Genomic DNA, 23,245 nt, shown 5'->3' on the forward strand with positions numbered 1-23,245 from the left:
GTGGATCTCGTGCTTCTCGTCACCCTCGGCGTCTTCGCCCCCCTGCTCGGCGCGGCCATCGTCGGCCTGAGCGGCCGGCGGCTCGGCGACCTGGTGTCCAAATCGATCACGACCGGCCTGCTGTTCTTCTCCTGCGCCGTGGCGTGGATCGTGTTCAGCCAATGGACCTGGGGCGGGCTCGAGGCCTTCACGGTCGAGCTGTTCCCCTTCATCAACGTCGGCGATTTCCAGTCGGTCTGGTCGATCCGCATCGACGCCCTGTCGGCGGTCATGCTGGTCGTGGTCACCAGCGTGTCCTCGCTCGTCCACCTCTATTCCTGGGGGTATATGGCCGAGGATCCCGACAAGCCGCGCTTCTTCGCCTATCTCTCGCTGTTCACCTTCGCCATGCTGGCGCTGGTCACCGCCGCCGACTTCATGCAGCTGTTCTTCGGCTGGGAAGGGGTGGGTCTGGCGTCCTATCTGCTGATCGGATTCTGGTACAAGAAGTCCACCGCCAGCGCCGCCGCCATCAAGGCCTTCGTGGTCAACCGGGTCGGCGACTTCGGCTTCGCCCTGGGCATCCTGACGGTGTTCTGGATGTTCGGCACGATCCAGTTCGCCGAACTGTTCCCGATGATCGCCGCCAGGGCCGGCACGGGCTGGGACTTCCTCGGCCACACCTGGTCGGCGCTCGATCTCGCGGGCGCCCTGCTGTTCGTCGGCGCCATGGGCAAGTCGGCCCAGTTCTTCCTGCACACCTGGCTGCCCGACGCCATGGAGGGCCCGACGCCTGTGTCGGCCCTTATCCACGCGGCGACTATGGTCACCGCCGGCGTCTACATGGTCTGCCTGCTGTCGCCGATCTATGAATACGCCCCGGTCGCCTCGGCCATCATCGCCCTGACCGGCGCGGTCACGGCCCTGTTCGCGGCGACGGTCGGTCTGGCCCAGAACGACATCAAGCGGGTCATCGCCTATTCGACCTGTTCGCAGCTCGGCTACATGTTCTTCGCGGCGGGCGTCGGCGCCTATCAGGCCGCCATGTTCCACCTGTTCACCCACGCCTTCTTCAAGGCCCTGCTGTTCCTCGGCGCCGGCTCGGTGATCCACGGCATGCACCACGAGCAGGACATGCGGAAGATGGGCGGGCTGTGGAAGCTGCTGCCGGTCACCTATGCGGTCATGACCATCGGCACCATCGCCATCACCGGCCTGGGCATTCCCGGCGTCGGCGGTCTGGCGGGCTTCTATTCGAAGGACTCGATCATCGAGAGCGCCTTCGCCTCGTTCACCAACGGCCATTCGGCCATGGGGCTGTTCGCCTTCTTCGTCGGCATCCTCGCCGCTGGCCTGACCGCCTACTATTCATGGCGGCTGGTGTTCATGACCTTCCACAACAAGCCGGTGTGGAAGGACGCGCATCACGACGATCACGCGCATGACGACCACGCCTCGCACGCCCATCTGGAAACGCATGACGAGCCGCTGGCCGACGACGGCCATGCGCATGACGACCATGCCCACCACGGCCCGCTGAAGCCGCATGAGAGCCCGCTGGTGATGCTGGTTCCGCTGCTGCTGCTGTCGGTCGGAGCCATAGCCGCGGGCTTCGTCTTCGCGCCCTGGTTCATCGGCGACCACGAGCACGGCTTCTGGCGCGGCGCGATCTTCGTGGCCGAGGCCAACCACGTCCTGCACGACAGCCACGCCGTCCCGACCTGGGTCAAGTGGTCGCCGCTGATCCTGACGCTGATCGGCACCTTCGCCGCCTTCTGGCTCTATGTCCTCAAGGAGGGCATGGCGCGCCGGATGGCCGACAGGGGCGGCGTCGTTCACGCCTTCCTCTACAACAAATGGTATTTCGACGAGCTGTATGAGTTCGTGTTCGTGAAGGGCGCGCGGGCGGTCGGTGACCTGTTCTGGAAGGTCGGCGACGTGAAGATCATCGACGGCGGCGGGCCCAACGGCATGGCCTGGCTGTCGCGGAAATTCGCGGGCGGCCTGAGCCGCTTCCAGTCCGGCTATGTCTATTTCTACGCCTTCGTGATGTTGCTCGGCCTGGCCGGCTTCCTCGCCTTCGCCATCTATGCGTGGGGAGCCTGATCTTGCCCCAGATCCCCTACATCCTCAGCGTCGTCACCTTCCTGCCGCTGGTCGGCGCGGGCCTGATCCTGCTGGCGCGGCTGTTCAACAAGGCCGGGGCCGACGGCGCGGCGCGCTGGATCGCGCTGCTGACCACCGTCGTGACGCTGGCGGTCTCGGCCGTGCTGGTGGCGACCTTCGATCCGTCCAGCGCCGCCTATCAGTTCGTCGAGCGCTACGTCTGGTTCGTGGGCGCCCAGTACCATATGGGCGTGGACGGGATTTCGATCCTGTTCGTGCTGCTGACCGCCTTCCTGATGCCGATCTGCATCCTCGCCAGCTGGAACACGATCAGGGACCGGGTGGTCGATTACATGATCGCCTTCCTGGTGCTGGAGACGCTGGTCATCGGGGTGTTCACCTCGCTGGACCTGTTCCTGTTCTACATCTTCTTCGAAGGCACCCTGGTGCCGATGTTCATCATCATCGGCGTGTGGGGCGGGGCGAACCGGATCTACGCCTCGTACAAATTCTTCCTCTACACCCTGCTCGGGTCGGTGCTGATGCTACTGGCCATGCTGTGGATGGCGGCGGAGACCGGCACCACCAGCATTCCGGCGCTCAAGGAGTACGCCTTCTCCGCCGAGGCCCAGCCGCTGCTCTGGCTGGCCTTCTTCGCCTCGTTCGCGGTGAAGATGCCGATGTGGCCGGTGCACACCTGGTTGCCCGACGCCCACGTCCAGGCGCCGACGGCGGGCTCGGTCATCCTGGCCGGCATCCTGCTGAAGCTGGGCGGCTACGGCTTCCTGCTGTTCAACCTGCCCATGTTCCCGCAGGCGTCGCAGATGTTCGCGCCGCTGGTCTTCACCCTCTCGGTGATCGCCATCGTCTACACCTCGCTGGTCGCCTTCCGGCAGACGGACATGAAGAAGCTGATCGCCTATTCGTCGGTGGCCCACATGGGCTTCGTGACCATGGGCATCTTCGCCGGCAACGATCAGGGCGTGCAGGGCGCGGTGTTCCAGATGCTGAGCCACGGCCTGATCTCGGGCGCGCTCTTCCTCTGCGTCGGCGTGGTCTACGACCGGATGCACACCCGCGAGATCGCCCTTTACGGCGGTCTGACCGCGCGGATGCCGTGGTTCGCGGCCATCTTCATGCTGTTCACCATGGCCAACGTCGGCCTGCCGGGCACCTCGGGCTTCATAGGCGAGATTCTGACCATGGTCGGCATCTATGAGGTCTCGACCTGGACGGCGCTGTTCGCCGCCTCGGGCGTGATCTTCTCGGCCGTCTATGCGCTGACCCTGTATCGCAACGTCATGTTCGGCGAGATCACCAATCCGGCGATGAAGGCGATCACCGACGTCGACAGGCGCGAACTGCTGATCTTCGCCCCGCTGATCATCGGCACCCTGTGGCTGGGCGTTCAGCCCGGTCTGGTGCTGGATTACACCGCCGCCTCGGTCGAGGCCCTGACGACTGCCTATCGCGCCGCGATCGGCGGGTGAGACGATGATGCCTGATCTTATCTCCGCCCTTCACCTCTCGGCCCCGGAAGCGACCCTCGCGGTCGGCGGTCTGGTGCTGCTGATGCTCGGCGCCTTCATGGGCGAAAAGAGCGTGCGCTTCATCTCGGCCCTGTCGGTCGGCCTGCTGGTCGCCGCGACGGCCGTGGCCGTGACCGGTCCGCTGGGGCAGGCGTTCAACGGCGCCTATGTGGCCGATCCGCTGGCGGTCTACGGCAAGGCCCTGATCTTCCTGTCCAGCGCCGTGGCCATCGTGCTGGGAGACGGCTGGATGCGCCGCGCCAGGATCGCGAAATTCGAATATCCGATCCTGATCGTCCTGGCCTCGGCCGGCATGGGGATGATGGCCTCGTCGGGCGACCTGATCTCCCTCTATGTCGGCATCGAGCTGCATTCGCTGGCCCTCTATGTGCTGGCCGCCTTCCACCGTGACGACCTGAAGGCCTCCGAGGCGGGGCTGAAGTATTTCGTGCTGGGCGCCCTGTCGTCCGGCCTGCTGCTTTACGGCGCCAGCCTGATCTACGGCTTCACCGGCTCGATGCGGTTCGACGAGATCGCCGCCTATGCCGCGGCCAATCAATCGACGGGCCTGATCTTCGGTCTGGTCTTCCTGATCTGCGGACTGGCGTTCAAGGTCTCCGCCGCGCCGTTCCATATGTGGACGCCGGACGTTTATGAGGGCGCGCCGACGCCGGTGGTGGCCCTGTTCGCCACCGCCCCCAAGGTCGCGGCCATGGTGCTGATCGCCCGCACGCTGGAAGGCGCCTTCGCCGGGTCGCACGACCAGTGGGCGCAGGTGCTGATCCTGATCTCGCTGATCTCGTTCGCGGTCGGGGCATTCGGCGGTCTGGTGCAGAAGGACCTGCAGCGGCTGCTGGCCTATTCGTCGATCGCCAACATCGGCTACGCCCTGCTGGGCATCGCCGCCGGCACCACGGCGGGCGTGCAGGCCATGCTGGTGTTCATGACCCTGTACGTCCTCGACCAGTTCGGCTTCTTCGCCATCCTGCTGTCGCTGTCGCGCGGCGGAAAGCCGATCCGCAAGATCGCCGATCTGGCGGGCCTGCGGAAGGACAAGCCTGTGACAGCCATTGCGCTGACCGTGCTGTCGCTGTCGGTGCTGGGCATGCCCCCGCTGGCGGGCTTCTGGGCCAAATTCTATGTCTTCGGCGCGGCCGCCGACGCCGGCTACTGGATGGTCGGCGCGGCCGGCCTGGTGGCCTCGGTCGTGGCGGGCTTCTACTATCTGCGGATCATCAAACTGATGTGGTTCGATCCGACGCCCGAGGGCGTGGGGCCGACGGATGCGTCGCCGGTCGAGGCGAGGACCATCGCCTGGGCCTCGGCGGCCTTCTCCTTCCCGCTGGTGATCGTCGCCATCGGCTGGATCGACCATTTCGCGGGCGTCGCCGCGACCGGTTTCGGAGCCGGGTAGGGGCGGATGCCCGCCGCGCCCATCCTGCTGCTCGACCAGACCGACTCGACCAATGCGGACGCCCGCCGGCGCGCGGACGCGGGCGAGACCGGACCGCTGTGGATCGTCGCGCGGCGCCAGACCGAGGGTCGGGGACGCCGTGGGCGGCAATGGGAAAGCCAGGACGGCAACCTGTTTTCCACCCTGCTGCAATTGACGCGAAAATCTCCCGCCGAGGCGGCGCAGGTGACGTTCGTGGCGGCCCTCGCCATCGCGGACCTGCTGGATGCGTATGCGCCTCCGTCGCTGGTGACGATCAAATGGCCCAATGACGTGATGCTGGCCGGCCAGAAGGCGTCGGGCGTGCTGGTCGAGTCCGGCGCGCATGAGAGCGGCGGGCTGTGGCTGGCGGTCGGGATCGGGGTCAATCTGGCGCATGCGCCGGAGGGGACCGAGCGGCCGGCGACGGCGCTCGTCCACCATCTTCGCGGCGATGTGACCGCGCCGCCGACGGTCGAGGCCGCTGCGGCGAAGCTGGCCGAGGCCTTCGATGTCTGGATGACGCGGTGGGAGACGCTGGGGTTCCAGCCGATCCTGGACGCCTGGCGGGCGCGGACGGTCGGGCTGGACGGCCCCGCCGTGGCCCGGCTGGGCCGTGAGACGGTCGAGGGCACAGCCGAGGGCGTGGCGTCCGACGGCGCGCTGAAATTGAGGTTGGCGGACGGGAGCCTGCGACTGATCTCCGCCGGCGACGTCTTCTTCGGGGAGGCCGCGTGATGCTGCTGGCGATCGAGCAGGGTAATACGAACACGCTGTTCGCCGTCCATGACGGCAGCGACTGGATCGCCCAGTGGCGCACCGCCACCGAGAGCAGCCGCACGGCCGACGAATACGCCGTCTGGCTGAGCCAGCTTCTGGCCATGCATGGACTGGCCATCGCCCAGCTGGACGGCTGCATCATCTCCAGCGTGGTGCCCCAGTCGATCTTCAACCTGCGCAACCTGTCGCGCCGCTATCTGTCGGTGGAGCCGCTGGTGATCGGGGACAATGTAAAGCTGGGCATGACGGCGCGGATCACCAAGCCGAGCGAGGCGGGGGCCGACCGGCTGGTGAACGCCATCGGCGCGCACCTGGTCTATCCAGGCGACCTGATCGTCATCGACAGCGGCACGGCCACCACCTTCGACGTCATCGCCGCCGACGGCGCCTTCGAAGGCGGCGCGATCGCTCCCGGCATCAATCTGAGCCTGCAGGCGCTGCATGAGGCGGCGGCCATGCTGCCGCGCATCGCCATCCAGCGGCCCGACCGGGTGATCGGCAAGGACACCGTCTCCAATATGCAGTCCGGCGTCTTCTGGGGCTATGTCGCCCTGATCGAGGGCATGGTCGCGCGCATCAAGGCGGAATGGGGGAAGCCCATGACCGTGATTGGAACGGGCGGCGTGGCCAGCCTGTTTGAAGGTGCAACTGATTCAATCGACCGGTTCGATCCGGACCTGACTATCCGCGGCCTCCTCGAAATCTGGCGGCGGAACACCATCTAAAGGACCTATGAAAAAGAAAACCAACGACGAACTCGTCTTCCTGCCGCTGGGCGGCTCGGGCGAGATCGGGATGAATCTCAATCTGTACGGCTATGGCCCCGAGGCGAACCGCGAGTGGCTCGTCGTCGATGTGGGCGTGACCTTCGGCGACCTGTCGACGCCCGGCGTCGATGTGATCGTGCCCGACCCCGCCTTCCTGGAAGGCGAGACCATCCGCGGCATCGTGCTGACCCACGCGCACGAGGACCATATCGGCGCCCTGGGCTGGCTGTGGTCGCGCATGAAGGCGCCGCTGTACGCCACGCCGTTTACGGCCTTCCTGATCCGCGAGAAGCTGCGCGAGGCGGGCATTCTCGACCAGGTCAAGCTGATCGAGGTGCCGCTGGGCGGGACGATCGACCTGGGGCCGTTCCAGGTCACGATGGTGACCATGACCCATTCGATCGCCGAGCCGAACGGCCTGGCGATCAGGACGCCGCTGGGCACGGTGCTGCACACCGGCGACTGGAAGATCGACGACGATCCCATCATCGGCGAGGTCACCGACGCCGGCGCCATCACCCGCCTCGGCGACGAGGGCGTGCTGGCGATGGTGTGCGATTCCACCAATGTCTTCGTCGAGGGCTCGGCGGGTTCGGAAGGCGGTGTCCGTAACGCCCTGATCGAACTGATCGGCGGGCTGAAGGGCCGGATCGCGGTCGGCTGTTTCGCCTCGAACGTCGCGCGCATGGACAGCGTCATCCGCGCCGCCGAGGCTGCGGGCCGCCGCGTGTCGCTGGCGGGCCGGTCGATGCACCGGATCACCTCCGCGGCCAAGTCCGTCGGCATGCTGAACGACGTCAAGCCGTTCCTGACCGACGAGGAGGCGCGCGTCTGGCCGGCCGACCAGATCCTGTATCTGTGCACCGGCAGCCAGGGCGAGGCCCGCGCGGCCCTGTCGCGCGTGGCCGAGGGCACCCACCCCTACATCAAGCTCAGCAAGGGCGATCACTGCATCTTCTCGTCGCGGGTCATCCCCGGCAATGAGCTGTCGATCGGCCGTCTGCAGGACAAGCTCGCGGATCGCGGGGTGCGACTCTACACGGAGAAGGACCATCCCGGCATCCACGTCTCGGGCCACCCGTGCCGCGACGAACTGCGCCAGATGTACGCCTGGGCACGGCCGAAGATCGCCGTGCCGACCCACGGCATGCGCCGCCACCTGGCCGAGCACGCCAATCTGGCGAAGGATGTTGGCGTCTCCGAGACGGTGACGCCGCGCAACGGCGACATGGTGCGGCTGGCCCCCGGGCCCGCCACCATCATCGACGAGGTTCCGAGCGGCCGGCTGTACGTCGACGGCGGCCGACTGGTCACCGAACAGGGCGAGGCGCTGCACGAGCGGCGGCACGCCTCGACCAACGGCGTGCTGATCGTCAGCTTCGCGATGGACAAGCGCGGCAAGATCGTCAGCGACATCGACGTGCGCGCCATCGGCCTGCCGGGCGACGCGGAATCGCCGCTGGGCGACGCCCTCGACGATCTGGCGGAACGCGCCGAGGCTGCGGTGATGAAGCTCAAGGGCGCGGCCCTCGAGGACGAGATGGTCATCGAACAGGCCGTCTCGCGCGCCCTCAAGAAGGCCAGCCAGCAGATCTGGGACCGGCGGCCGATCGTCGAGACCATCATTCTGCGGCTGTGACTTAGGCAGTCAGGCCTTTGAACCGAAGGCGGGGCTTCCTATAAGAAGCCGAATCCCCCGCCCAAGGTCCCCCCATGCCCGACGCCCCGCCCGAGTTTCTGTACAAACGCGTCCTGCTGAAGGTCTCGGGCGAAGTCCTCATGGGCGACCAGGCCTATGGCATCGACATGAAGACCGTCGCCGGCGTGGCCCAGGCCGTGGCCGACGTGGCGCGGGAGGGCGTGGAGATCTGCCTCGTCATCGGCGGCGGCAACATCTTCCGCGGACTGAGCAAGGCCGCGGGCGACATGGAACGGGCCACCGCCGACTATATGGGCATGCTGGCCACGGTGATGAACGCCCTCGCCATGCAGGCGGCGCTGGAGAAGATCGGCGTCCAGACCCGGGTGCAGAGCGCCCTGACCATGAACGCCGTGGCCGAGCCCTATGTGCGCCGCCGCGCCCTGCGTCATCTTGAAAAGGGCCGGGTGGTGATCTTCGCTGCCGGCGTCGGCGCGCCGTTCTTCACCACCGACTCCGGCGCCGCGCTGCGGGCCGCCGAAATGGGCTGCGACGCCCTGCTGAAAGGCACCAGCGTCGACGGCGTCTACACCGCAGACCCCAAGAAGGACCCGACCGCCACCCGCTATGAGTCCCTGACCTATCACGATGTGCTGGCCAAGGACCTGAAGGTCATGGACGCCTCGGCCATCGCCCTGATGCGTGACTCGGGCATTCCGATCGTGGTCTTCTCGATCCGCGAGAACAATTCGCTGCGCCGGACGCTGACGGGGGAGGGGACCTTTACGGTCATCTCGTCCAACAAGGCCTCCTGAGCCGCCAAAGACAAGAAAACGCGAGAGAAACGACCATGGCCAAGCCCGATCTGAAAACCTACCGCGAGCGCATGGACAAGTCCGTGGCCGCCCTGAAGGAAGAGTTCAACGGCCTGCGCACGGGCCGCGCCAACGTCGGCCTGCTGGATCCCGTGCAGGTGCAGGCCTACGGCTCCAACGCCCCGCTGAACTCGGTCGCCGCCATCAGCGTGCCGGAGCCGCGCATGATCTCGGTCAATGTCTGGGACAAGTCGATGGTCGGCCCGGTCGAGAAGGCCATCCGCGCCGCCGGTCTGGGGTTGAACCCGATCGTCGATGGTCAGACCCTGCGCATCCCCGTGCCGCCGCTGACCGAGGAACGCCGCAAGGATCTGGCCAAGCTGGCCGGCAAATACACCGAGCAGCAGAAGATCGCCGTCCGCAACGTCCGCCGCGACGCCAATGAGGATCTCAAGAAGGCCGAAAAGGCCGGCGAGATCAGCCAGGACGAGCAGAAGAAGATGGAGACCGAGGTCCAGAAGGACACGGACGCGGCCATCAAGCGCATCGACGAGGCCTTGAGAGCCAAGGAAGTTGAGATCATGCAGGTTTGACGGCGCGAATTGCCGTAGGATACGCCCCGCATGCCCGCCGAACCCCTTCACACCGCGCCGACTGACGGCCCGCGCCCCGGCGATCCGAGGCACGTCGCCCTGATCATGGACGGCAATGGTCGCTGGGCGGAGGCGCGCGGTCTGCCGCGCGCCATGGGCCACCGCGAGGGCGTCCAGGCGCTGAAGCGGACCGTGGAGGCGGCCCCCCGGTTCGGCATCCGCTGCCTGACGGTGTTCGGCTTTTCGACCGAGAACTGGAGCCGGCCGGCTGAAGAAGTCTCGGACCTGATGGGACTGGTCCGCTCCTATGTCACCAGCGATCTGAAGCGGCTGGAGCGCGCGGGCGTGCGGGTCCGGGTGCTGGGCCGCCGGGCGGGGCTGCCCGCCGACATCGTCGCGATCATCGACCGGGCCGAGGCGACCACGGCGCACAATGAAAAATTCCTGCTTCAGGTCGCCTTCAACTACGGCGGCCGGGCGGACATCGTCGATGCGGCCCAGCGCCATGTCGACGCCGTGCTGGCCGGACGCGCCACGGGACGGCTGGACGAGGAGGCGCTGGGTCTGGGCCTGTCCACCGCGGGCGCGCCGCCGGTCGACGTGATCGTGCGCACCTCGGGCGAGCAGCGCCTGTCGAACTTCCTGCTGTGGGAGGCCGCCTACGCCGAGCTGGTCTTTCAGAACGTCCTCTGGCCCGACTATGGCGCCGAGGCGCTGGCCGATGTGATCCAACAATACCGCAACCGGGACCGCCGCTTCGGCGGCCGGGCCGCGCCAGCCGAGGCCGCCGCGCCCGCCCTTGCGGCCGGCTGATGGCGTTCAGGGCCCGCGACATTGGCCTGAGGGCCGCCTCGGCCATCGTGCTGGCCCCCGCCGCGGTTCTGGCCATCTGGGCCGGGGGTCTGTGGTTTCTGGCGCTGATGCTGCTGGCCTGCGCCCTGCTGGCCGTCGAATGGGCGATGATGAGCGCGGCCCGGGCCTGGCGGGTGATGGCGGGGGCGGTCGCGTTCGGCCTCGTCGCCGGGGTGGTGGCGGCGCACGCCGGGCAGCTCTCGCTGGCCCTCGTCATGCTGGTGTTCGGCGCGGTGGCGGCCGGTCTGTTCGCGCGGAACCGCGGGCAGGAAGCGCTCGATGCCGCCTATGGCGTGCTCTATCTCGGCTGGCCGGCCGTGCTGCTGATCTGGCTGCGCGACGTCGACACCGCGAGCGGCCTGGCCTGGACGGTGTCCGCCTTCGCCATCGCCTGGGCGTCGGACATCATGGCCTATCTGGTCGGCAGTCTGGTCGGCGGACCCAAGCTGTGGCCGCGTTTCTCACCCAACAAGACCTGGTCCGGCTTCATCGGCGGGCTCGCGGCCGGCACGGCCGCGGGCGCGGCCTTGGGGACCTTCCTCGATATGGGCATCGGCCCCTGGTGGGGCGCGGCCCTGGGACTGGCGGCGGCCCTGGCCACCATGGCCGGCGACCTGTGGGAGTCGGCGCTCAAGCGTCGCTATGGCGTCAAGGACGCCGGCAAGCTGATCCCCGGCCATGGCGGTCTTCTGGACCGGGTGGACGGACTGATGTTCGCCGTCGTGGTGGTGGCTTGCGGGCGGCTGATCGTCGTCATGACGGGTGGCGCGGCATGATCCGGCGGCGGGTGACAGTGCTGGGCGCCACCGGCTCGGTCGGCTGTTCGACGCTGGACCTGATGGATCAGGCCGAGACCGCCGGGACGGGGGCGTTCGAGGTCGAGGCCCTGACCGGCGGCGCCAATATCGCCCGACTGGCTGAACAGGCGCGGCGCTGGAAGCCGAGGCTGGCCGTCACGGCGGATCCGGCCCGGCTGGACGAACTGCGCGCGGCGCTGGCCGGAACCGGGGTCGAGGCGGCCGCGGGCGACCAGGCGGTGATCGAGGCCGCCGCCCGGCCCGCCGACTGGATCATGGCCGCCATCGTCGGGGCGGCGGGCCTGCGTTCGGCCTGGGCGGCGGCGGCGACCGGCGCGACCCTCGCCCTGGCCAACAAGGAGAGCCTGGTCTGCTGCGGACCGGCCCTGATCGAGCGGGTCAAACGTTCGGGCGGGCGGCTGCTGCCGGTCGATTCCGAGCATTCGGCGATCCATCAGGTCTTTCCGCATGCGGCGCCCGAACAGGTCGCCAGGCTGGTTCTGACGGCCTCGGGGGGGCCTTTCCGCAATTCGCCGATCGCGGCGCTGAAGTCGATTACGCCGGAACAGGCCGTCGCCCACCCGAACTGGAGCATGGGGGCCAAGATATCGGTCGACAGCGCCACCATGGCCAACAAGGGGCTGGAGACGATCGAGGCGGCTTATCTCTTCGACATGCCGGCCGAGCGGATCGGCGTCGTGGTGCACCCGGAGTCCATCGTCCACAGCCTCGTGGAATATGTCGACGGCTCGACCCTGGCCCAGATGGGGCCGCCGGACATGAAGACGCCGATCGCCTACGCCCTGGCCTGGCCCGACCGGCTCGCCTGGAACGCGCCGAGGCTGGACCTCGCGGCCCTCGGTCGGCTGACGTTCGAGGCGCCGGACGACGAGCGTTTCCCGGCCCTGAAACTCGCGCGACAGGCGTTACAGGCGGGCGGGGCCGCGCCCATCGTGTTCAATGCCGCCAACGAGGTTGCGGCCCTGGCCTTCCTTGACCGTCGACTGGGCTTTCTCAATATTGCCGCAGTCGTCGCCGACACCTTGTCGCGCGTGACGGCCTCGGGGGTGGATTCCGGTTCCGACAGCGCCTGCGACGCGGCACTGGCCGTGGATGCGCAGGCGCGAAGGATGGCGGAATCAATCATCCGCGGCATCGCGGCGGCGGCCTGAATGGCGAAGGGACCGATAACGGCATGACGGGCTTCTTCGGTCAGGCGCTGCTCTACATCGTACCCTTCCTGCTGGTGCTGACGTTTATCGTCACCATCCATGAACTCGGCCATTTTCTCGTCGCCCGCGCCTTCGGCGTGAAGGTCGACCGGTTCTCCATCGGCTTCGGCAAGACCATCGTCGCCCGCACCGACAAGCACGGCACCGAGTGGCGGCTGGCCTGGCTGCCGCTGGGCGGCTACGTCAAATTCTCGGGCGACCTGGACGCGTCCAGCGTGCCCGACCAGGCCGGTCTGGCGGAGCTGAGGCAACGGGTGATCGCCGAGAACGGCCCCGGAGCCGAGCGCGACTATTTCCATTTCAAGCCGATCTGGCAGCGGGCGTTGATCGTCGCGGCAGGACCGGCGGCCAATTTCCTGCTGGCCATGGTGCTGTTCACCGTCCTGTTCAGCGTGGTCGGCGAGCAGATCGCGGCCCCGCGTGTCGCCGCCGTCGTGCCCGGCAGTCCGGCCGCGGTCGCGGGCTTCCAGCCACGCGACCTGATCACGGCCGTCAATGGCCGGCCGGTCGAGGAGGGGCTCCAGGTCACCCGCACCGTGATCATGAGCGCCGGGGACCCGGTGCGTTTCACCGTGAACCGGGGCGGACAGATCGTGACTCTGGTGGCGACGCCCGAACGCCTGCTTGTCGAGGACGAACTCGCCGGCCGGGTGCGGATCGCCCGCATCGGGCTGGATATGCAGCCCTTGCCGGAGGATTTCCGTTTCCGGCGTCTGAATCCGGTCGAAGCGGCCGGCAAGGGCGTCGAGACGATCGGAACCACCGTCGGAACGACCGCGACCTACCTCGGGCGCATCTTCAGCGGCAAGGAATCCGGCGACCTGCTGAACGGCCCCCTCGGAATCGCCAAGGCCGCCGGCGGGGTCACCCGTCAGGCTGTGGCGGCGAATCCGGACCCCGGCTACATGGCCGCCAACCTCGCCCTGACGTTTCTTCAGTTCGCCGCCATAGTTTCGATCGGAATTGGCATTGTTAATCTGCTGCCGATTCCGGTTCTGGATGGGGGACATCTGCTGTTCTACGCTTATGAAGCTGTGGCCCGCAGGCCAGTCCCCGCGCGCGTTCAGGAGGTCGGCTACCGGGTCGGTCTTGCTTTGCTGGCGGGATTGATGTTGTTCGCGACCTGGAACGACCTGCAGAAGCTGAGCCTGTTCAAATTCCTCGGCGGGTTCGCATGACGAGCCGACGCCAGCCCCCGATGGTTTCCCGTATGATCCGACAAGATGCGTCCGCCCTCCGTTTCGCCAGGGCCCTGAGCCCCAGCCTGCTGGCCCTTGCGGCCGCCGCAGGACTGGCCGGCCCGGCCATGGCCCAGAGCCAGGCGCCGGCCGCCCCGGTGATCCAGCCGGCGCCGGCCGAGGTCGGCCCGCCAGCACCTGCACAGGCTGCGCCGGTGCAGGACCAGCGGGTCACGATCAACCGCATCCTCGTACGCGGCAACCAGCGTATCGACCAGACCACGGTCCTGTCCTATCTGCCGATCCAGCCGGGCGACGTGGTCGATCCCGCGGTGCTGGACGTCGCCGTGCGCACCCTGACCCGCACCCAGCTGTTCGCCGACGTCCAGCTGGGCGTCCAGCCCAACGGCGACCTGGTTGTCGAGATCGTCGAGAACCCGATCATCAACCAGGTGGTGTTCGAGGGGAACGGCGCGGTCAGCGAGGACAAGCTGCGCGAGGAAGTCACGCTCAAGCCGCGCGGCATCTATACCCGCGCCCGGATCCAGGAAGACGTCGGCAAGATCGTCGAACTGTACCGCCTGTCCGGCCGCATCTCGGCGACCGTCACGCCCAAGATCATCCAGCTGGACCAGAACCGCGTCGACGTGGTGTTCGAGATCAACGAGGGTCCCGAGACCGGCGTGCGGGCCATCACCTTCCTCGGCAACAGCGCCTATTCGGACAGCGACCTGCGCGAGGTCATGGTGACGCAACAGTCGGCCTGGTACCGCCTGTTCACGACCAATGACAACTACGACCCGAACCGTCTGGACTACGACCGCGAGCAACTGCGGAAATTCTACACCAACCGCGGCTACTATGATTTCCGCGTCCTGTCGGCGATCTCCGAACTGACGCCGGACGACAGCGCCTTCGGCATCACCATCACCGTGGACGAAGGCGACCGCTACAATTTCGGAACGGTCGAGGTCGTCACCGAGAACGACCGGCTCAATCCGGACTTCCTGAAGCTGCTGCTGCCGATCCGCACCGGGGACCTGTACGAGAGCGACAAGATCGAGTCTGCCGTCGACGCCCTGACCTTCGCGGCCGGCTCGGCAGGCTATGCCTTCGTGGAGATCGAGCCGACCTATCGCGCCAACCCCGAGACCGACACCGTCGACGTCACCTTCAACGTCAAGGAAGGCCAGCGGGTTTACGTCGACCGGATCAACGTCATCGGCAACACCCGCACCCTGGACAATGTCATCCGTCGCGAGATGATGCTGACCGAGGGCGACGCCTTCAACCGCACCCTGCTGGAGCGTTCGCGCAACAATCTGCGGGCCCTGGGCTTCTTCAAGGACGTCACCGTCGAGGAGGCCCGCGGCACGGCGCCCGACCGCTCGGTGGTCAATGTCACCGTCACGGAACAGCCGACCGGCGAACTCTCCGTCGGCGCCGGCTTCAGTTCGGTCGACTCCTTCGTGGTCAACCTGGGCATCACCGAGCGCAATTTCCGCGGCCGGGGCCAGAACGTCGTCGCCCGCGTGGAATGGGGCTCGCTGCGTCAGCAGGTCGACTTCCGCTTCACCGAGCCCAAATTCCTCGGTCGTGACCTGCGCGCCGGCTTCGACGCCTTCCACTCGCGTTACGACCTCAGCGAATATTCCTCGTACGACTACCGCTCGACCGGCGGCGGCCTGCGACTGTCCTATCCGCTGAACGGCTACACCCTGCTGAGCACCCGCTACTTCCTGAAGAGCGACGAGATCATCGTGCCCCAGGGCTATTGCAGCGGCGGCGGCGGCGGCGGGGCCGCTGCGCTTTGCGACCAGGTCGGTTCGTTCCTGAACTCCTCGGCCGGCTACACCCTGCTGGTCGACCGCCGGAACGACCCGGTGCGACCCACGCGCGGCTGGACGGGGACCCTGCGCCAGGACTTCGCCGGAATCGGCGGCGATGTGAACTACATCAAGTCCGAGGCGGACGTTACGGCCTATTGGGGCATCACCCCGGACTGGGTCGTCACGGCCACGGCCTCGGTGGGCTATATCGCTGGCTGGGGCGGCGATCCGATCCGGATCAACGACCGCTTCTTCAAGGGCGGCAACAGCTTCCGCGGCTTCGAGACCGCCGGCATCGGCCCGCGCGACCTGACGCCCGGCACCAACAACGACGCGCTGGGCGGCAATTTCTACGCCATCGGCACGCTCGAGATGACCGTCCCGAACGGCCTGCCGGAGGAGTATGGCATCCGCACCTCGGTGTTCACCGACGTGGGCACCCTGGGCGTTCTCGATGACCGCTACACCACGACCACCGGCGGCCTGCCGAACACCAATATCGTTGACGAACTGGCCCTGCGGGCCTCGGCCGGCGTCAGCATTCACTGGCGTTCGCCGATGGGCCCGATCCGCTTCGACCTGAGCCAGATCATCGGCCAGCAAGATTACGATAAAACAGAAACGTTCCGCTTCTCGACTTCCACCCAGTTCTAGCGCGGGCGATTTTTCCGCATCAAAGGTTCACGATGAAACTGTTCGCAATCGGCGCTTTCGCCCTCGCGTCACTGGCCGCCGGCTCCGCCGCGGCCCAAGCCGCGGCTCCGACCAACCCGGGCCCGGTCCTGCCCGGCGTCTGTGTCTTCCACAACGAGCGCCTGCTGGCCCAGTCGACCGCCGGCCAGTCCGTTCAGGCCGGCATGCAGCGGCTGGTGACCGAAGTGCAGGGCGAACTCGCCCCGTACGGCGCCAGCCTGCAGACCGAAGCCCAGGCCCTGCAGCAGGGCGGCCAGGCGGCCGACCCGGACGGCTCGCGGATGCGCGCCTGGCAGGCCCGCGCCCAGGAAGCCCAGCAGCTGGAGCAGCGCCGTCAGGCCGAGCTGCAGTACACCCAGCAGATGCAGGTTCGCACGATCGCCCAGTCGGCCGATCCGATCCTGGTCGCCGTCTATCAGGAGCGCGGCTGCGGCCTGCTGCTGGACCGTTCGGCGGTCTACATCTCCAACCCGGCCATGGACGTGACCGACATCGTCATCCAGCGCCTGAACACGGCCCTGCCGTCGATCTCCTTCAACCGTCTCGAAGTGCCGGCCCAACAGCAGCAGTAAGGCCGCCATGCCCGATCCGCGCTTCTTCGACAGCCTGCCGGCGCTGAGCGTCGCAGAGCTGGCCGAACGGATCGGTGGCGACGTCATGCGGGGCGGAGACCGGCAGGTTTCCGCCGTCGCACCCCTCGGGTCCGCCGGGGCCGGGGACGTCGCCTTTCTCGGGGATCGCAAATTCATCGCCGCCCTGGGCCAGACCCGGGCCGGGTGCGTGATCCTGCCCGCCGCCTCGCTCGAGGCCGCGCCCGCAGACGCCGCCATCATCGTTTCCGATGAGCCGCAGGCCGCCTGGGCGCGGGCGTCGACGTCCCTTCACCGGCCTGTCCCTCTCCTGGAGACCAGCCGCGAGGACGCGGCCGAGGACGACACCGTCGTGTTCGAGCCCGGGGTGGTCGTCGGCGCCGGCGCCCGCATCGGCCGGGGCACGCGCATCGGCGCCAACAGCGTCATCGGACCCGGCGTCCAGATCGGCCGCGACTGCGTCATCGGCTATAATGTCAGCGTCGGATTCGCCCTGATCGGGGACCGTGTGCGCCTGCTGTCGGGCGTTCGCATCGGCGAGGCCGGGTTCGGCGCGGCGCGCTCAAAGACCGGCCCCGTCGATGTGCCCCAACTGGGCCGGGTGATCCTGCAGGACGGCGTCACGGTCGGCGCCAACTCCTGCATCGACCGCGGAGCCTACGATGACACGGTCGTCGGCGAGAACACCAAGATCGATAATCTGGTCATGATCGCCCACAACTGCGTCATCGGCCGGAATTGCCTGATGGCGGCGCACACCGGCATTTCGGGCTCCTGCATCGTCGGGGACAACGTCATCTTCGGCGGCCAGGCGGGCATCGGCGACCATATCAAAATTGGCGAGGGCGCCCGCGTCGCGGGCGGGGCCGGGGTTCTGGCCGATATTCCGGCCGGCGAGACCTGGTCCGGCTATCCGGCCAAACCGATCCGACAGTCCTTGCGCGAAGCGGTCTGGCTCGCCAAACAGGCGACAGGAAAGGCGCGCACCTAGCGTCGACGGCGAGGAAGGCCGCAGGATGAGCGACGACGGCAAGATCGACTACGCCGAGGTGATGCGCAGGCTGCCGCACCGCTATCCCTTCCTGCTGGTCGACAAGGCCGAGGACTTCGTTCCCAACACCTCGATCACCGGCATCAAGAACGTCACTCACAACGAGCCGTATTTCCCGGGGCATTTCCCGATCGATCCGGTCATGCCCGGGGTGATGATCATCGAGGCCATGGCCCAGACGGGCGCCCTGCTGATGTCCAAGTCCATGGACGTCACGGTCGAGGGCAAGATCATCATGTTCATGTCGATCGACGGCGTGCGTTTCCGCAAGCCGGCGCGGCCGGGCGACCAGTTGCGGATGCAGGTGTCGGTGACGAAGATTCGCGGCGACATCTTCAAATTCCGCGGCGAGACCTTCATCGACGGCAAACTGGCGTCGGAGGCTGATTTTGCGGCCATGATGGTCACCGTCGACAAGTCGGCCGCGTCGTGAGCCGAATCCACGCCACGGCGGTCGTCGACGCCGGCGCGCAGCTGGCGGACGGGGTCGAGATCGGCCCGTGGAGCGTGGTCGGTCCGGGCGTGATCCTGGCGGAAGACGTGCGTCTGGCCAGCCATGTGGTGATCCAGCAGGACACGATGGTCGGCGCCCGTACGGTCATCCATCCCTTTTCGGTCATCGGCGGCGATCCCCAGCACGGGGGCTACAAGGGCGAACCCGTCCGGCTGGAGATCGGCAGCGACAACCTGGTGCGCGAACACTGCACCTTCAACCGGGGCACGCCGGGCGACCGCAAGCTGACGACCATCGGCGACCACTGCCTGTTCATGACCGGGGCCCATGTCGGTCACGACGCGGTCGTCGGCGATCACGTCACCTTCGCCAACCACGCCACCCTGGGCGGGCATTCGCGGGTCGGCAGCCGGGTCTTCCTCGGCGGGCTGTGCGCGGTGCACCAGTTCGGCCGGGTCGGCCAGGGCGCGATCGTCGGCGGGCTGGCGGCGGTGACGCGAGACGTCATCCCCTATGGCTCGGCCTGGGGCAATCACGCACAGCTGCACGGGCTCAATCTGATCGGCCTCAAGCGCAAGGGCTACGACAAGACCGCCATCCGCCGTCTGCTGGCCGCCTACCGGGACCTGTTCGAGGGCGCGGGGACGTTCGCCGGGCGCCTGGACGCCGTCGAAGCCGGCTATGCCGACCTGCCCGAAATCATGGAGATCGTCGCCTTCATTCGCGAGGACGGCAAACGTCCCCTTTGTCTGCCGGGCGAGTGAGACTCGCGTGAGCAAGCTGGGTCTGATCGCGGGGGGCGGGGCCTTGCCGGTGTCGGTGGCGGCGCGATGCGAGGCCGAGGGCCGGCCGGTGTTTCTGGTGCGGCTGGCCGGGTTCGCCGACGCGCATCTGGTCCGCTATCCCGGTATCGACGCGGGAATGGCCGAGTTCGGCAAGATTCTGTCGGCCTTGAAGAAGGCCGGCTGCACCGCCGTGTGTTTTGCGGGCACGGTCAGCCGTCCGGATTTCAAGACCCTGAAGCCTGATCTGAGGGGCGCGGCCCTGTTGCCGGGCATCATCGCAGCGGCGACGAAGGGCGACGACGCCCTGTTGCGCAAGGTCCTGTCCGTGTTCGAGGCCGAGGGCTACGCCATCGAGGGCGCCGACGACATCCTGGGCGGCGAGACCCTGCCGGGCGGAGCCCTGGGGGCCGTCCAGCCGACCGGACCGCAGCTGTCAGACCTGAGGAAAGCCCTGTACGTCGCGGAAAAGGCCGGTGAACTTGATATCGGCCAGGGCGCCGTCGTTTGCGACGGGCTGGTGCTGGCGGTTGAGGCCCAGGAGGGCACGGACGCCATGCTGGCCCGCGTCGCGAGCCTGCCCGCCGACCTCCGGGGCTCGGCGGCGGATCGCAAGGGGGTGCTCGGCAAGGCGCCCAAGCCGATCCAGGACCTGCGGGTGGACATGCCGGTGATCGGCGCGAGGACGATCGAGATGGCCGCCGCGGCGGGACTGGCCGGAGTCGGCGGCGTGGCCGGCAAGCTGATCCTGATCGATCAGGCCGGGCTGATCGAGACCGCCGATCGGCTGGGACTGTTCGTCTGGGGCGAGGCGGCCGGAACCGCGCCATGAGCCGGCCGCTGAAGATCATGCTGGTCGCCGCCGAAGCCTCGGGCGACGCGCTCGGGGCGGGGCTGGCCGGGGCGCTGAGGGCGCGGCTGGGGGCGGAAGTGACCTTCGTCGGCGTCGGCGGGCCGAGGATGGCCGAACTGGGGGTCCAGAGCCCGTTCGACATCGCCGAACTGTCGGTGCTGGGCTGGATCGAGGGCCTGAAGGCCTACGGGATCGTCAAGCGGCGGGTCGCCGACACGGTCGCGCTGGGCGTGGCCGAGAAGCCCGACGCCGTGGTGCTGATCGACAGCTGGGGCTTCACCATCCGGGTGGCCAAGGCCCTGCGGATCGCCCTGCCGGACGTGCCGCTGATCAAATATGTCGGGCCCCAGGTCTGGGCCTCGCGGCCGGGACGGGCCAAGACGCTGGCCGCGGCGGTGGACCATCTTCTGGCCCTATACGCCTTCGACGCGCCGTGGTTCGAGCGGGAGGGGCTTCCGACGACGGTTGTCGGGTCGCAGGCGCTGCACATCGACATGAGCGGCGCCGATCCGGCCGCCTTCCGCGCGGAGCGGGGCATCGCGGCCGGGGCGCCCCTGCTGGTCGTCCTGCCCGGCAGCCGGCCGTCCGAGATCCGTCTGATGACGCCCGTCTATGAAGCCGCGATCGCCCGGCTGAAGGCCGCCGATCCGACGCTGCAGATCGCCGTGGTCGCCGCCGGCACCGTCGCGGCGGATGTCACGGCGCGCGTCGCGACCTGGCCGTTCCGGGCCCATGTGGTGGGCGAGGACCAGAAATACGCCGCCATGCGGGCCGCCACCGTCGCCCTGGCCACCAGCGGCACCGTCTCGACGGAACTGGCCCTCGCCGGAGCGCCGATGGTGATCGCCTACCGCTTCCAGCCGCTCAGCTATGCGATCATGAAGCCGTTCTTCACGGGCCAATACGCCACCCTGTTCAACCACGCGGCGGGCGAGGAGATCGCCCGCGAGCTGATCCAGAACGACGCCACGCCCGAAAAGGTCGCGGCTGAGGTGGGGCGGTTGCTCGGCGATCCGGAGGCGCGGCGGGCGCAGGCCGGGCGGCAGACGGCGGCGCTGGACCTGATGGGCCGCGAGGGACGCGACCCGTCGGAGATCGCGGCGGACGCCGTCTTGCGTGTGATTGCGAGCAAGGCCGGCCGGTAGCCGAACCGGTCTGACGGGCGCCGCCCAGCGCGCGGTCGCGGCTTTTCAGGGAAAGATCACATCTTGCTCATGCCGCTCACCAGAGCGGCGACTAACAGGCGGCCTTCTCCACAGGAGCGCAAAGGACCGACATGACCAGCAACACCGACGGCGCACGAGGCGGGATTCCATGGAGACTGGTGGGCTGGGGGGGAGTGGCCCTGATCCTGCTGCTTCCGCTGGTGACCGGCGCGCCCTGGACCCTGTTCGACTATATTGTGGCGGGGGCGCTGCTCGGCGGCGCCGGACTGGTTCTGGAACTGGCGGTGCGGGCGTCGGGCAGTCTCGCCTATCGCGCCGGCGCCGGCCTGGCGGTCGCGGCCGCCTTCCTGCTGGTCTGGGTCAACGGAGCCGTCGGCTTCCTCGGGGATGAAGGCAATCCCGCAAACCTGATGTTCGCCGGGGTGATCGCGATCGCCGTCCTCGGGTCGGTGATCGCCGGCTTCAAGGCGAAGGGCATGGCCGGCGCCATGTTCGCGGCCGCGGCGGCCCAGGTATCCGTCGGGGTGATCGCCCTGGCCCTGGGATGGAGCTCACCCGGCAATGCCGGCCTCTATGAGGTCGTCATGGGGACGAGCGTCTTCAGCGCCCTGTGGCTCCTGTCCGGCGGACTGTTCCGGAAGGCGGCGGAGGCTGCCGGCCCCGCGTAGATCGACCCATCAAGAAAAAGCGCCGGGGCCCGGGCCCCGGCGTTTCGGTCTTGTGGGCCGCCGTCAGACGGCTGCGCCTGCCCGATCCGACGGGGCCTTTCAGCCCCGCGACTGGATCGGCACGTAGTCGCGTTCGGTCGGGCCGGTGTAGAGCTGGCGCGGGCGGCCGATCTTCTGGGTCGGGTCGCCGATCATTTCCTGCCACTGGGCAATCCAGCCCACGGTGCGGGCCAGCGAGAACAGCACGGTGAACATCGAGGTCGGGAAGCCCATCGCCGACAGGGTGATGCCCGAATAGAAGTCGACGTTCGGGAACAGCTTGCGCTCGATGAAATATTCGTCCGACAGCGCGATCCGCTCCAGCTCCTTGGCGACCTGGAACAGGGGGTCGTTGGGATCGCCGACGGCGGCCAGCACCTCGTCGGCGCTCTCCTTCATCACCTTGGCGCGCGGGTCGTAGTTTTTGTACACGCGGTGGCCGAAGCCCATCAGCTTGTACTTCTTGTCCTTCACGCCCTGGATGAACTCGGGGATCTTGTCCGGGGTGCCGATCTCCTTGAGCATGTTCAGCGCCTCTTCATTGGCGCCCCCGTGCGACGGGCCCCACAGGCAGGCGATGCCGGCGGCGATACAGGCGAACGGATTGGCGCCCGAGGAGCCGGCGAGGCGAACGGTCGAGGTCGAGGCGTTCTGCTCGTGGTCGGCGTGCAGGATGAAGATGCGGTCCATGGCCCGGGCCAGCACCGGATTGACCACATAGTCCTCGGCCGGAACGGCGAAACACATGCGCAGGAAATTCTCGGCGTAGTTCAGGTCGTTGCGAGGCGACACGAAGGGCTGGCCGATCGAATATTTGAACGCGCGCGCCGCGATGGTCGGCATCTTGGCGATCAGGCGTATGGCCGAGATGTTGCGCTGGACCGGATCATGGATGTCGAGACTGTCGTGATAGAAGGCCGACAGGGCCCCGACGGTCCCGACCATGATCGACATCGGGTGGGCGTCGCGGCGGAAGCCCTCGAAGAAGCGGTCGAACTGGGCATGCAGCATGGTGTGCATGGTGATGCTGCGTTCGAAGGCCTCGTACTGGGCGGCCGTCGGGAGTTCGCCGTGCAGCAGCAGGTGGCAGACCTCGATGAAGTTTGACTTCGACGCCAGCTGATCGATCGGATAGCCGCGGTGCAGCAGGGTGCCGACCTCGCCGTCGATAAAGGTCAGCGCGCTTTCGCACGCCGCCGTGGAGGTGAAACCCGGATCGTAGGTGAAGGCGTCCGTGGCCGCATAGAGCTTGCGGATGTCGATCACATCGGGGCCGGTCGAGCCCGAGAGGACCGGGAGTTCGACGCTCTTGTCGCCGTAGGTCAGCGTGGCCGTACCGGCGGTCTTGGCTTGTTCAGTCATGTCAGCCCCATGGTGAAGGCGCGGGGTCCGGCGGAAGGTGTCGGGTCGCGGTCCGTGTA

Annotated in this window: 21 protein-coding genes; 20 read left to right on the forward strand and 1 reads right to left on the reverse strand. The window is 67.8% G+C overall.

Annotated features, from left to right (window positions below; all coding sequences use genetic code 11):
• From nuoL to QQJ79_RS02010, 20 genes are all read left to right on the forward strand, one after another.
• Complete coding sequence (nuoL, locus tag QQJ79_RS01915) at positions 1 to 2,085, forward strand: NADH-quinone oxidoreductase subunit L (RefSeq protein WP_284220531.1); 2,085 nt, start codon at positions 1 to 3, stop codon at positions 2,083 to 2,085.
• Positions 2,086 to 2,096: 11 nt separating this feature from the next.
• Positions 2,097 to 3,575 (forward strand): NADH-quinone oxidoreductase subunit M, encoded by a 1,479-nt coding sequence (locus QQJ79_RS01920; protein WP_284220591.1) that lies wholly within the window; start codon positions 2,097 to 2,099, stop codon positions 3,573 to 3,575.
• A gap of 7 nt (positions 3,576 to 3,582) precedes the next feature.
• Entirely contained in the window at positions 3,583 to 5,028 is a 1,446-nt protein-coding gene (gene nuoN, locus QQJ79_RS01925; protein ID WP_284220533.1) for an NADH-quinone oxidoreductase subunit NuoN, read from the forward strand.
• A 6-nt stretch (positions 5,029 to 5,034) separates the two neighbouring features.
• Positions 5,035 to 5,784, forward strand: coding sequence for a biotin--[acetyl-CoA-carboxylase] ligase (locus QQJ79_RS01930; protein WP_284220534.1), 750 nt, complete (start codon positions 5,035 to 5,037; stop codon positions 5,782 to 5,784).
• Positions 5,781 to 6,551 carry a type III pantothenate kinase gene (locus QQJ79_RS01935; protein WP_284220536.1) on the forward strand — a complete coding sequence of 257 codons (771 nt, stop codon included), beginning with the start codon at positions 5,781 to 5,783 and terminating at the stop codon, positions 6,549 to 6,551. The genes QQJ79_RS01930 and QQJ79_RS01935 overlap by 4 nt, the downstream gene beginning before the upstream one ends.
• A 7-nt stretch (positions 6,552 to 6,558) precedes the next feature.
• Positions 6,559 to 8,232, forward strand: a complete 1,674-nt coding sequence (locus tag QQJ79_RS01940; RefSeq protein ID WP_284220538.1) for a ribonuclease J — start codon at positions 6,559 to 6,561, stop codon at positions 8,230 to 8,232.
• A gap of 74 nt (positions 8,233 to 8,306) precedes the next feature.
• Positions 8,307 to 9,047 (forward strand): UMP kinase, encoded by a 741-nt coding sequence (pyrH, locus tag QQJ79_RS01945; RefSeq protein ID WP_284220540.1) that lies wholly within the window; start codon positions 8,307 to 8,309, stop codon positions 9,045 to 9,047.
• Between the two features lie 35 nt (positions 9,048 to 9,082).
• Positions 9,083 to 9,640 carry a ribosome recycling factor gene (gene frr / locus QQJ79_RS01950; protein ID WP_055829332.1) on the forward strand — a complete coding sequence of 186 codons (558 nt, stop codon included), beginning with the start codon at positions 9,083 to 9,085 and terminating at the stop codon, positions 9,638 to 9,640.
• A 30-nt stretch (positions 9,641 to 9,670) separates the two neighbouring features.
• Entirely contained in the window at positions 9,671 to 10,453 is a 783-nt protein-coding gene (gene uppS, locus QQJ79_RS01955) for a polyprenyl diphosphate synthase (protein WP_284220544.1), read from the forward strand.
• A complete protein-coding gene (locus QQJ79_RS01960; RefSeq protein WP_284220547.1) occupies positions 10,453 to 11,268 on the forward strand; it encodes a phosphatidate cytidylyltransferase in 816 nt (271 codons plus the stop codon). Before uppS ends, QQJ79_RS01960 begins: the two co-directional genes overlap by 1 nt.
• Complete coding sequence (dxr, locus tag QQJ79_RS01965) at positions 11,265 to 12,461, forward strand: 1-deoxy-D-xylulose-5-phosphate reductoisomerase (protein ID WP_284220549.1); 1,197 nt, start codon at positions 11,265 to 11,267, stop codon at positions 12,459 to 12,461. Before QQJ79_RS01960 ends, dxr begins: the two co-directional genes overlap by 4 nt.
• 23 nt (positions 12,462 to 12,484) lie before the next feature.
• A complete protein-coding gene (locus tag QQJ79_RS01970; protein ID WP_284220551.1) occupies positions 12,485 to 13,699 on the forward strand; it encodes a M50 family metallopeptidase in 1,215 nt (404 codons plus the stop codon).
• 32 nt (positions 13,700 to 13,731) lie between these two features.
• Positions 13,732 to 16,182: an outer membrane protein assembly factor BamA gene (gene bamA / locus QQJ79_RS01975; RefSeq protein WP_284220553.1), complete on the forward strand. Its 2,451-nt coding sequence runs from the start codon at positions 13,732 to 13,734 to the stop codon at positions 16,180 to 16,182.
• Positions 16,183 to 16,214: 32 nt separating this feature from the next.
• On the forward strand, positions 16,215 to 16,793 hold the full coding sequence (locus QQJ79_RS01980; protein WP_284220554.1) for an OmpH/Skp family outer membrane protein: 579 nt from the start codon (positions 16,215 to 16,217) through the stop codon (positions 16,791 to 16,793).
• 7 nt (positions 16,794 to 16,800) lie between these two features.
• Positions 16,801 to 17,802, forward strand: a complete 1,002-nt coding sequence (gene lpxD, locus QQJ79_RS01985) for a UDP-3-O-(3-hydroxymyristoyl)glucosamine N-acyltransferase (protein ID WP_284220556.1) — start codon at positions 16,801 to 16,803, stop codon at positions 17,800 to 17,802.
• Positions 17,803 to 17,827: 25 nt separating this feature from the next.
• Complete coding sequence (gene fabZ / locus QQJ79_RS01990; protein ID WP_284220558.1) at positions 17,828 to 18,295, forward strand: 3-hydroxyacyl-ACP dehydratase FabZ; 468 nt, start codon at positions 17,828 to 17,830, stop codon at positions 18,293 to 18,295.
• Complete coding sequence (gene lpxA / locus QQJ79_RS01995; RefSeq protein ID WP_284220560.1) at positions 18,292 to 19,080, forward strand: acyl-ACP--UDP-N-acetylglucosamine O-acyltransferase; 789 nt, start codon at positions 18,292 to 18,294, stop codon at positions 19,078 to 19,080. Before fabZ ends, lpxA begins: the two co-directional genes overlap by 4 nt.
• Before the next feature lie 7 nt (positions 19,081 to 19,087).
• Positions 19,088 to 19,930, forward strand: coding sequence for a UDP-2,3-diacylglucosamine diphosphatase (lpxI, locus tag QQJ79_RS02000; protein ID WP_284220562.1), 843 nt, complete (start codon positions 19,088 to 19,090; stop codon positions 19,928 to 19,930).
• Positions 19,927 to 21,096 carry a lipid-A-disaccharide synthase gene (lpxB, locus tag QQJ79_RS02005; RefSeq protein WP_284220565.1) on the forward strand — a complete coding sequence of 390 codons (1,170 nt, stop codon included), beginning with the start codon at positions 19,927 to 19,929 and terminating at the stop codon, positions 21,094 to 21,096. The genes lpxI and lpxB overlap by 4 nt, the downstream gene beginning before the upstream one ends.
• A 131-nt stretch (positions 21,097 to 21,227) precedes the next feature.
• Positions 21,228 to 21,785 (forward strand): hypothetical protein, encoded by a 558-nt coding sequence (locus QQJ79_RS02010; RefSeq protein WP_284220567.1) that lies wholly within the window; start codon positions 21,228 to 21,230, stop codon positions 21,783 to 21,785.
• Positions 21,786 to 21,884: 99 nt separating this feature from the next.
• Here QQJ79_RS02010 and gltA read toward each other — a convergent pair whose 3' ends face one another.
• A complete protein-coding gene (gltA, locus tag QQJ79_RS02015; RefSeq protein WP_284220569.1) occupies positions 21,885 to 23,186 on the reverse strand; it encodes a citrate synthase in 1,302 nt (433 codons plus the stop codon).
• Between the last annotated feature and the right edge of the window lie 59 nt (positions 23,187 to 23,245).

It is taken from the genome of Brevundimonas denitrificans (genome assembly GCF_030160755.1).
Lineage (GTDB): Bacteria > Pseudomonadota > Alphaproteobacteria > Caulobacterales > Caulobacteraceae > Brevundimonas > Brevundimonas denitrificans.

Bases quoted from the DNA above. Each gene is read 5' to 3' on its own strand.
- nuoN (WP_284220533.1), top strand. From the start codon at position 3,583: ATGCCTGATCTTATCTCCGCCCTTCACCTCTCGGCCCCGGAAGCGACC.
- QQJ79_RS01930 (WP_284220534.1), top strand. From the start codon at position 5,035: ATGCCCGCCGCGCCCATCCTGCTGCTCGACCAGACCGACTCGACCAAT.
- QQJ79_RS01940 (WP_284220538.1), top strand. From the start codon at position 6,559: ATGAAAAAGAAAACCAACGACGAACTCGTCTTCCTGCCGCTGGGCGGC.
- pyrH (WP_284220540.1), top strand. From the start codon at position 8,307: ATGCCCGACGCCCCGCCCGAGTTTCTGTACAAACGCGTCCTGCTGAAG.
- frr (WP_055829332.1), top strand. From the start codon at position 9,083: ATGGCCAAGCCCGATCTGAAAACCTACCGCGAGCGCATGGACAAGTCC.
- uppS (WP_284220544.1), top strand. From the start codon at position 9,671: ATGCCCGCCGAACCCCTTCACACCGCGCCGACTGACGGCCCGCGCCCC.
- QQJ79_RS01960 (WP_284220547.1), top strand. From the start codon at position 10,453: ATGGCGTTCAGGGCCCGCGACATTGGCCTGAGGGCCGCCTCGGCCATC.
- dxr (WP_284220549.1), top strand. From the start codon at position 11,265: ATGATCCGGCGGCGGGTGACAGTGCTGGGCGCCACCGGCTCGGTCGGC.
- QQJ79_RS01970 (WP_284220551.1), top strand. From the start codon at position 12,485: ATGACGGGCTTCTTCGGTCAGGCGCTGCTCTACATCGTACCCTTCCTG.
- bamA (WP_284220553.1), top strand. From the start codon at position 13,732: ATGATCCGACAAGATGCGTCCGCCCTCCGTTTCGCCAGGGCCCTGAGC.
- QQJ79_RS01980 (WP_284220554.1), top strand. From the start codon at position 16,215: ATGAAACTGTTCGCAATCGGCGCTTTCGCCCTCGCGTCACTGGCCGCC.
- lpxD (WP_284220556.1), top strand. From the start codon at position 16,801: ATGCCCGATCCGCGCTTCTTCGACAGCCTGCCGGCGCTGAGCGTCGCA.
- fabZ (WP_284220558.1), top strand. From the start codon at position 17,828: ATGAGCGACGACGGCAAGATCGACTACGCCGAGGTGATGCGCAGGCTG.
- lpxB (WP_284220565.1), top strand. From the start codon at position 19,927: ATGAGCCGGCCGCTGAAGATCATGCTGGTCGCCGCCGAAGCCTCGGGC.
- QQJ79_RS02010 (WP_284220567.1), top strand. From the start codon at position 21,228: ATGACCAGCAACACCGACGGCGCACGAGGCGGGATTCCATGGAGACTG.
- gltA (WP_284220569.1), bottom strand. From the start codon at position 23,186: ATGACTGAACAAGCCAAGACCGCCGGTACGGCCACGCTGACCTACGGC.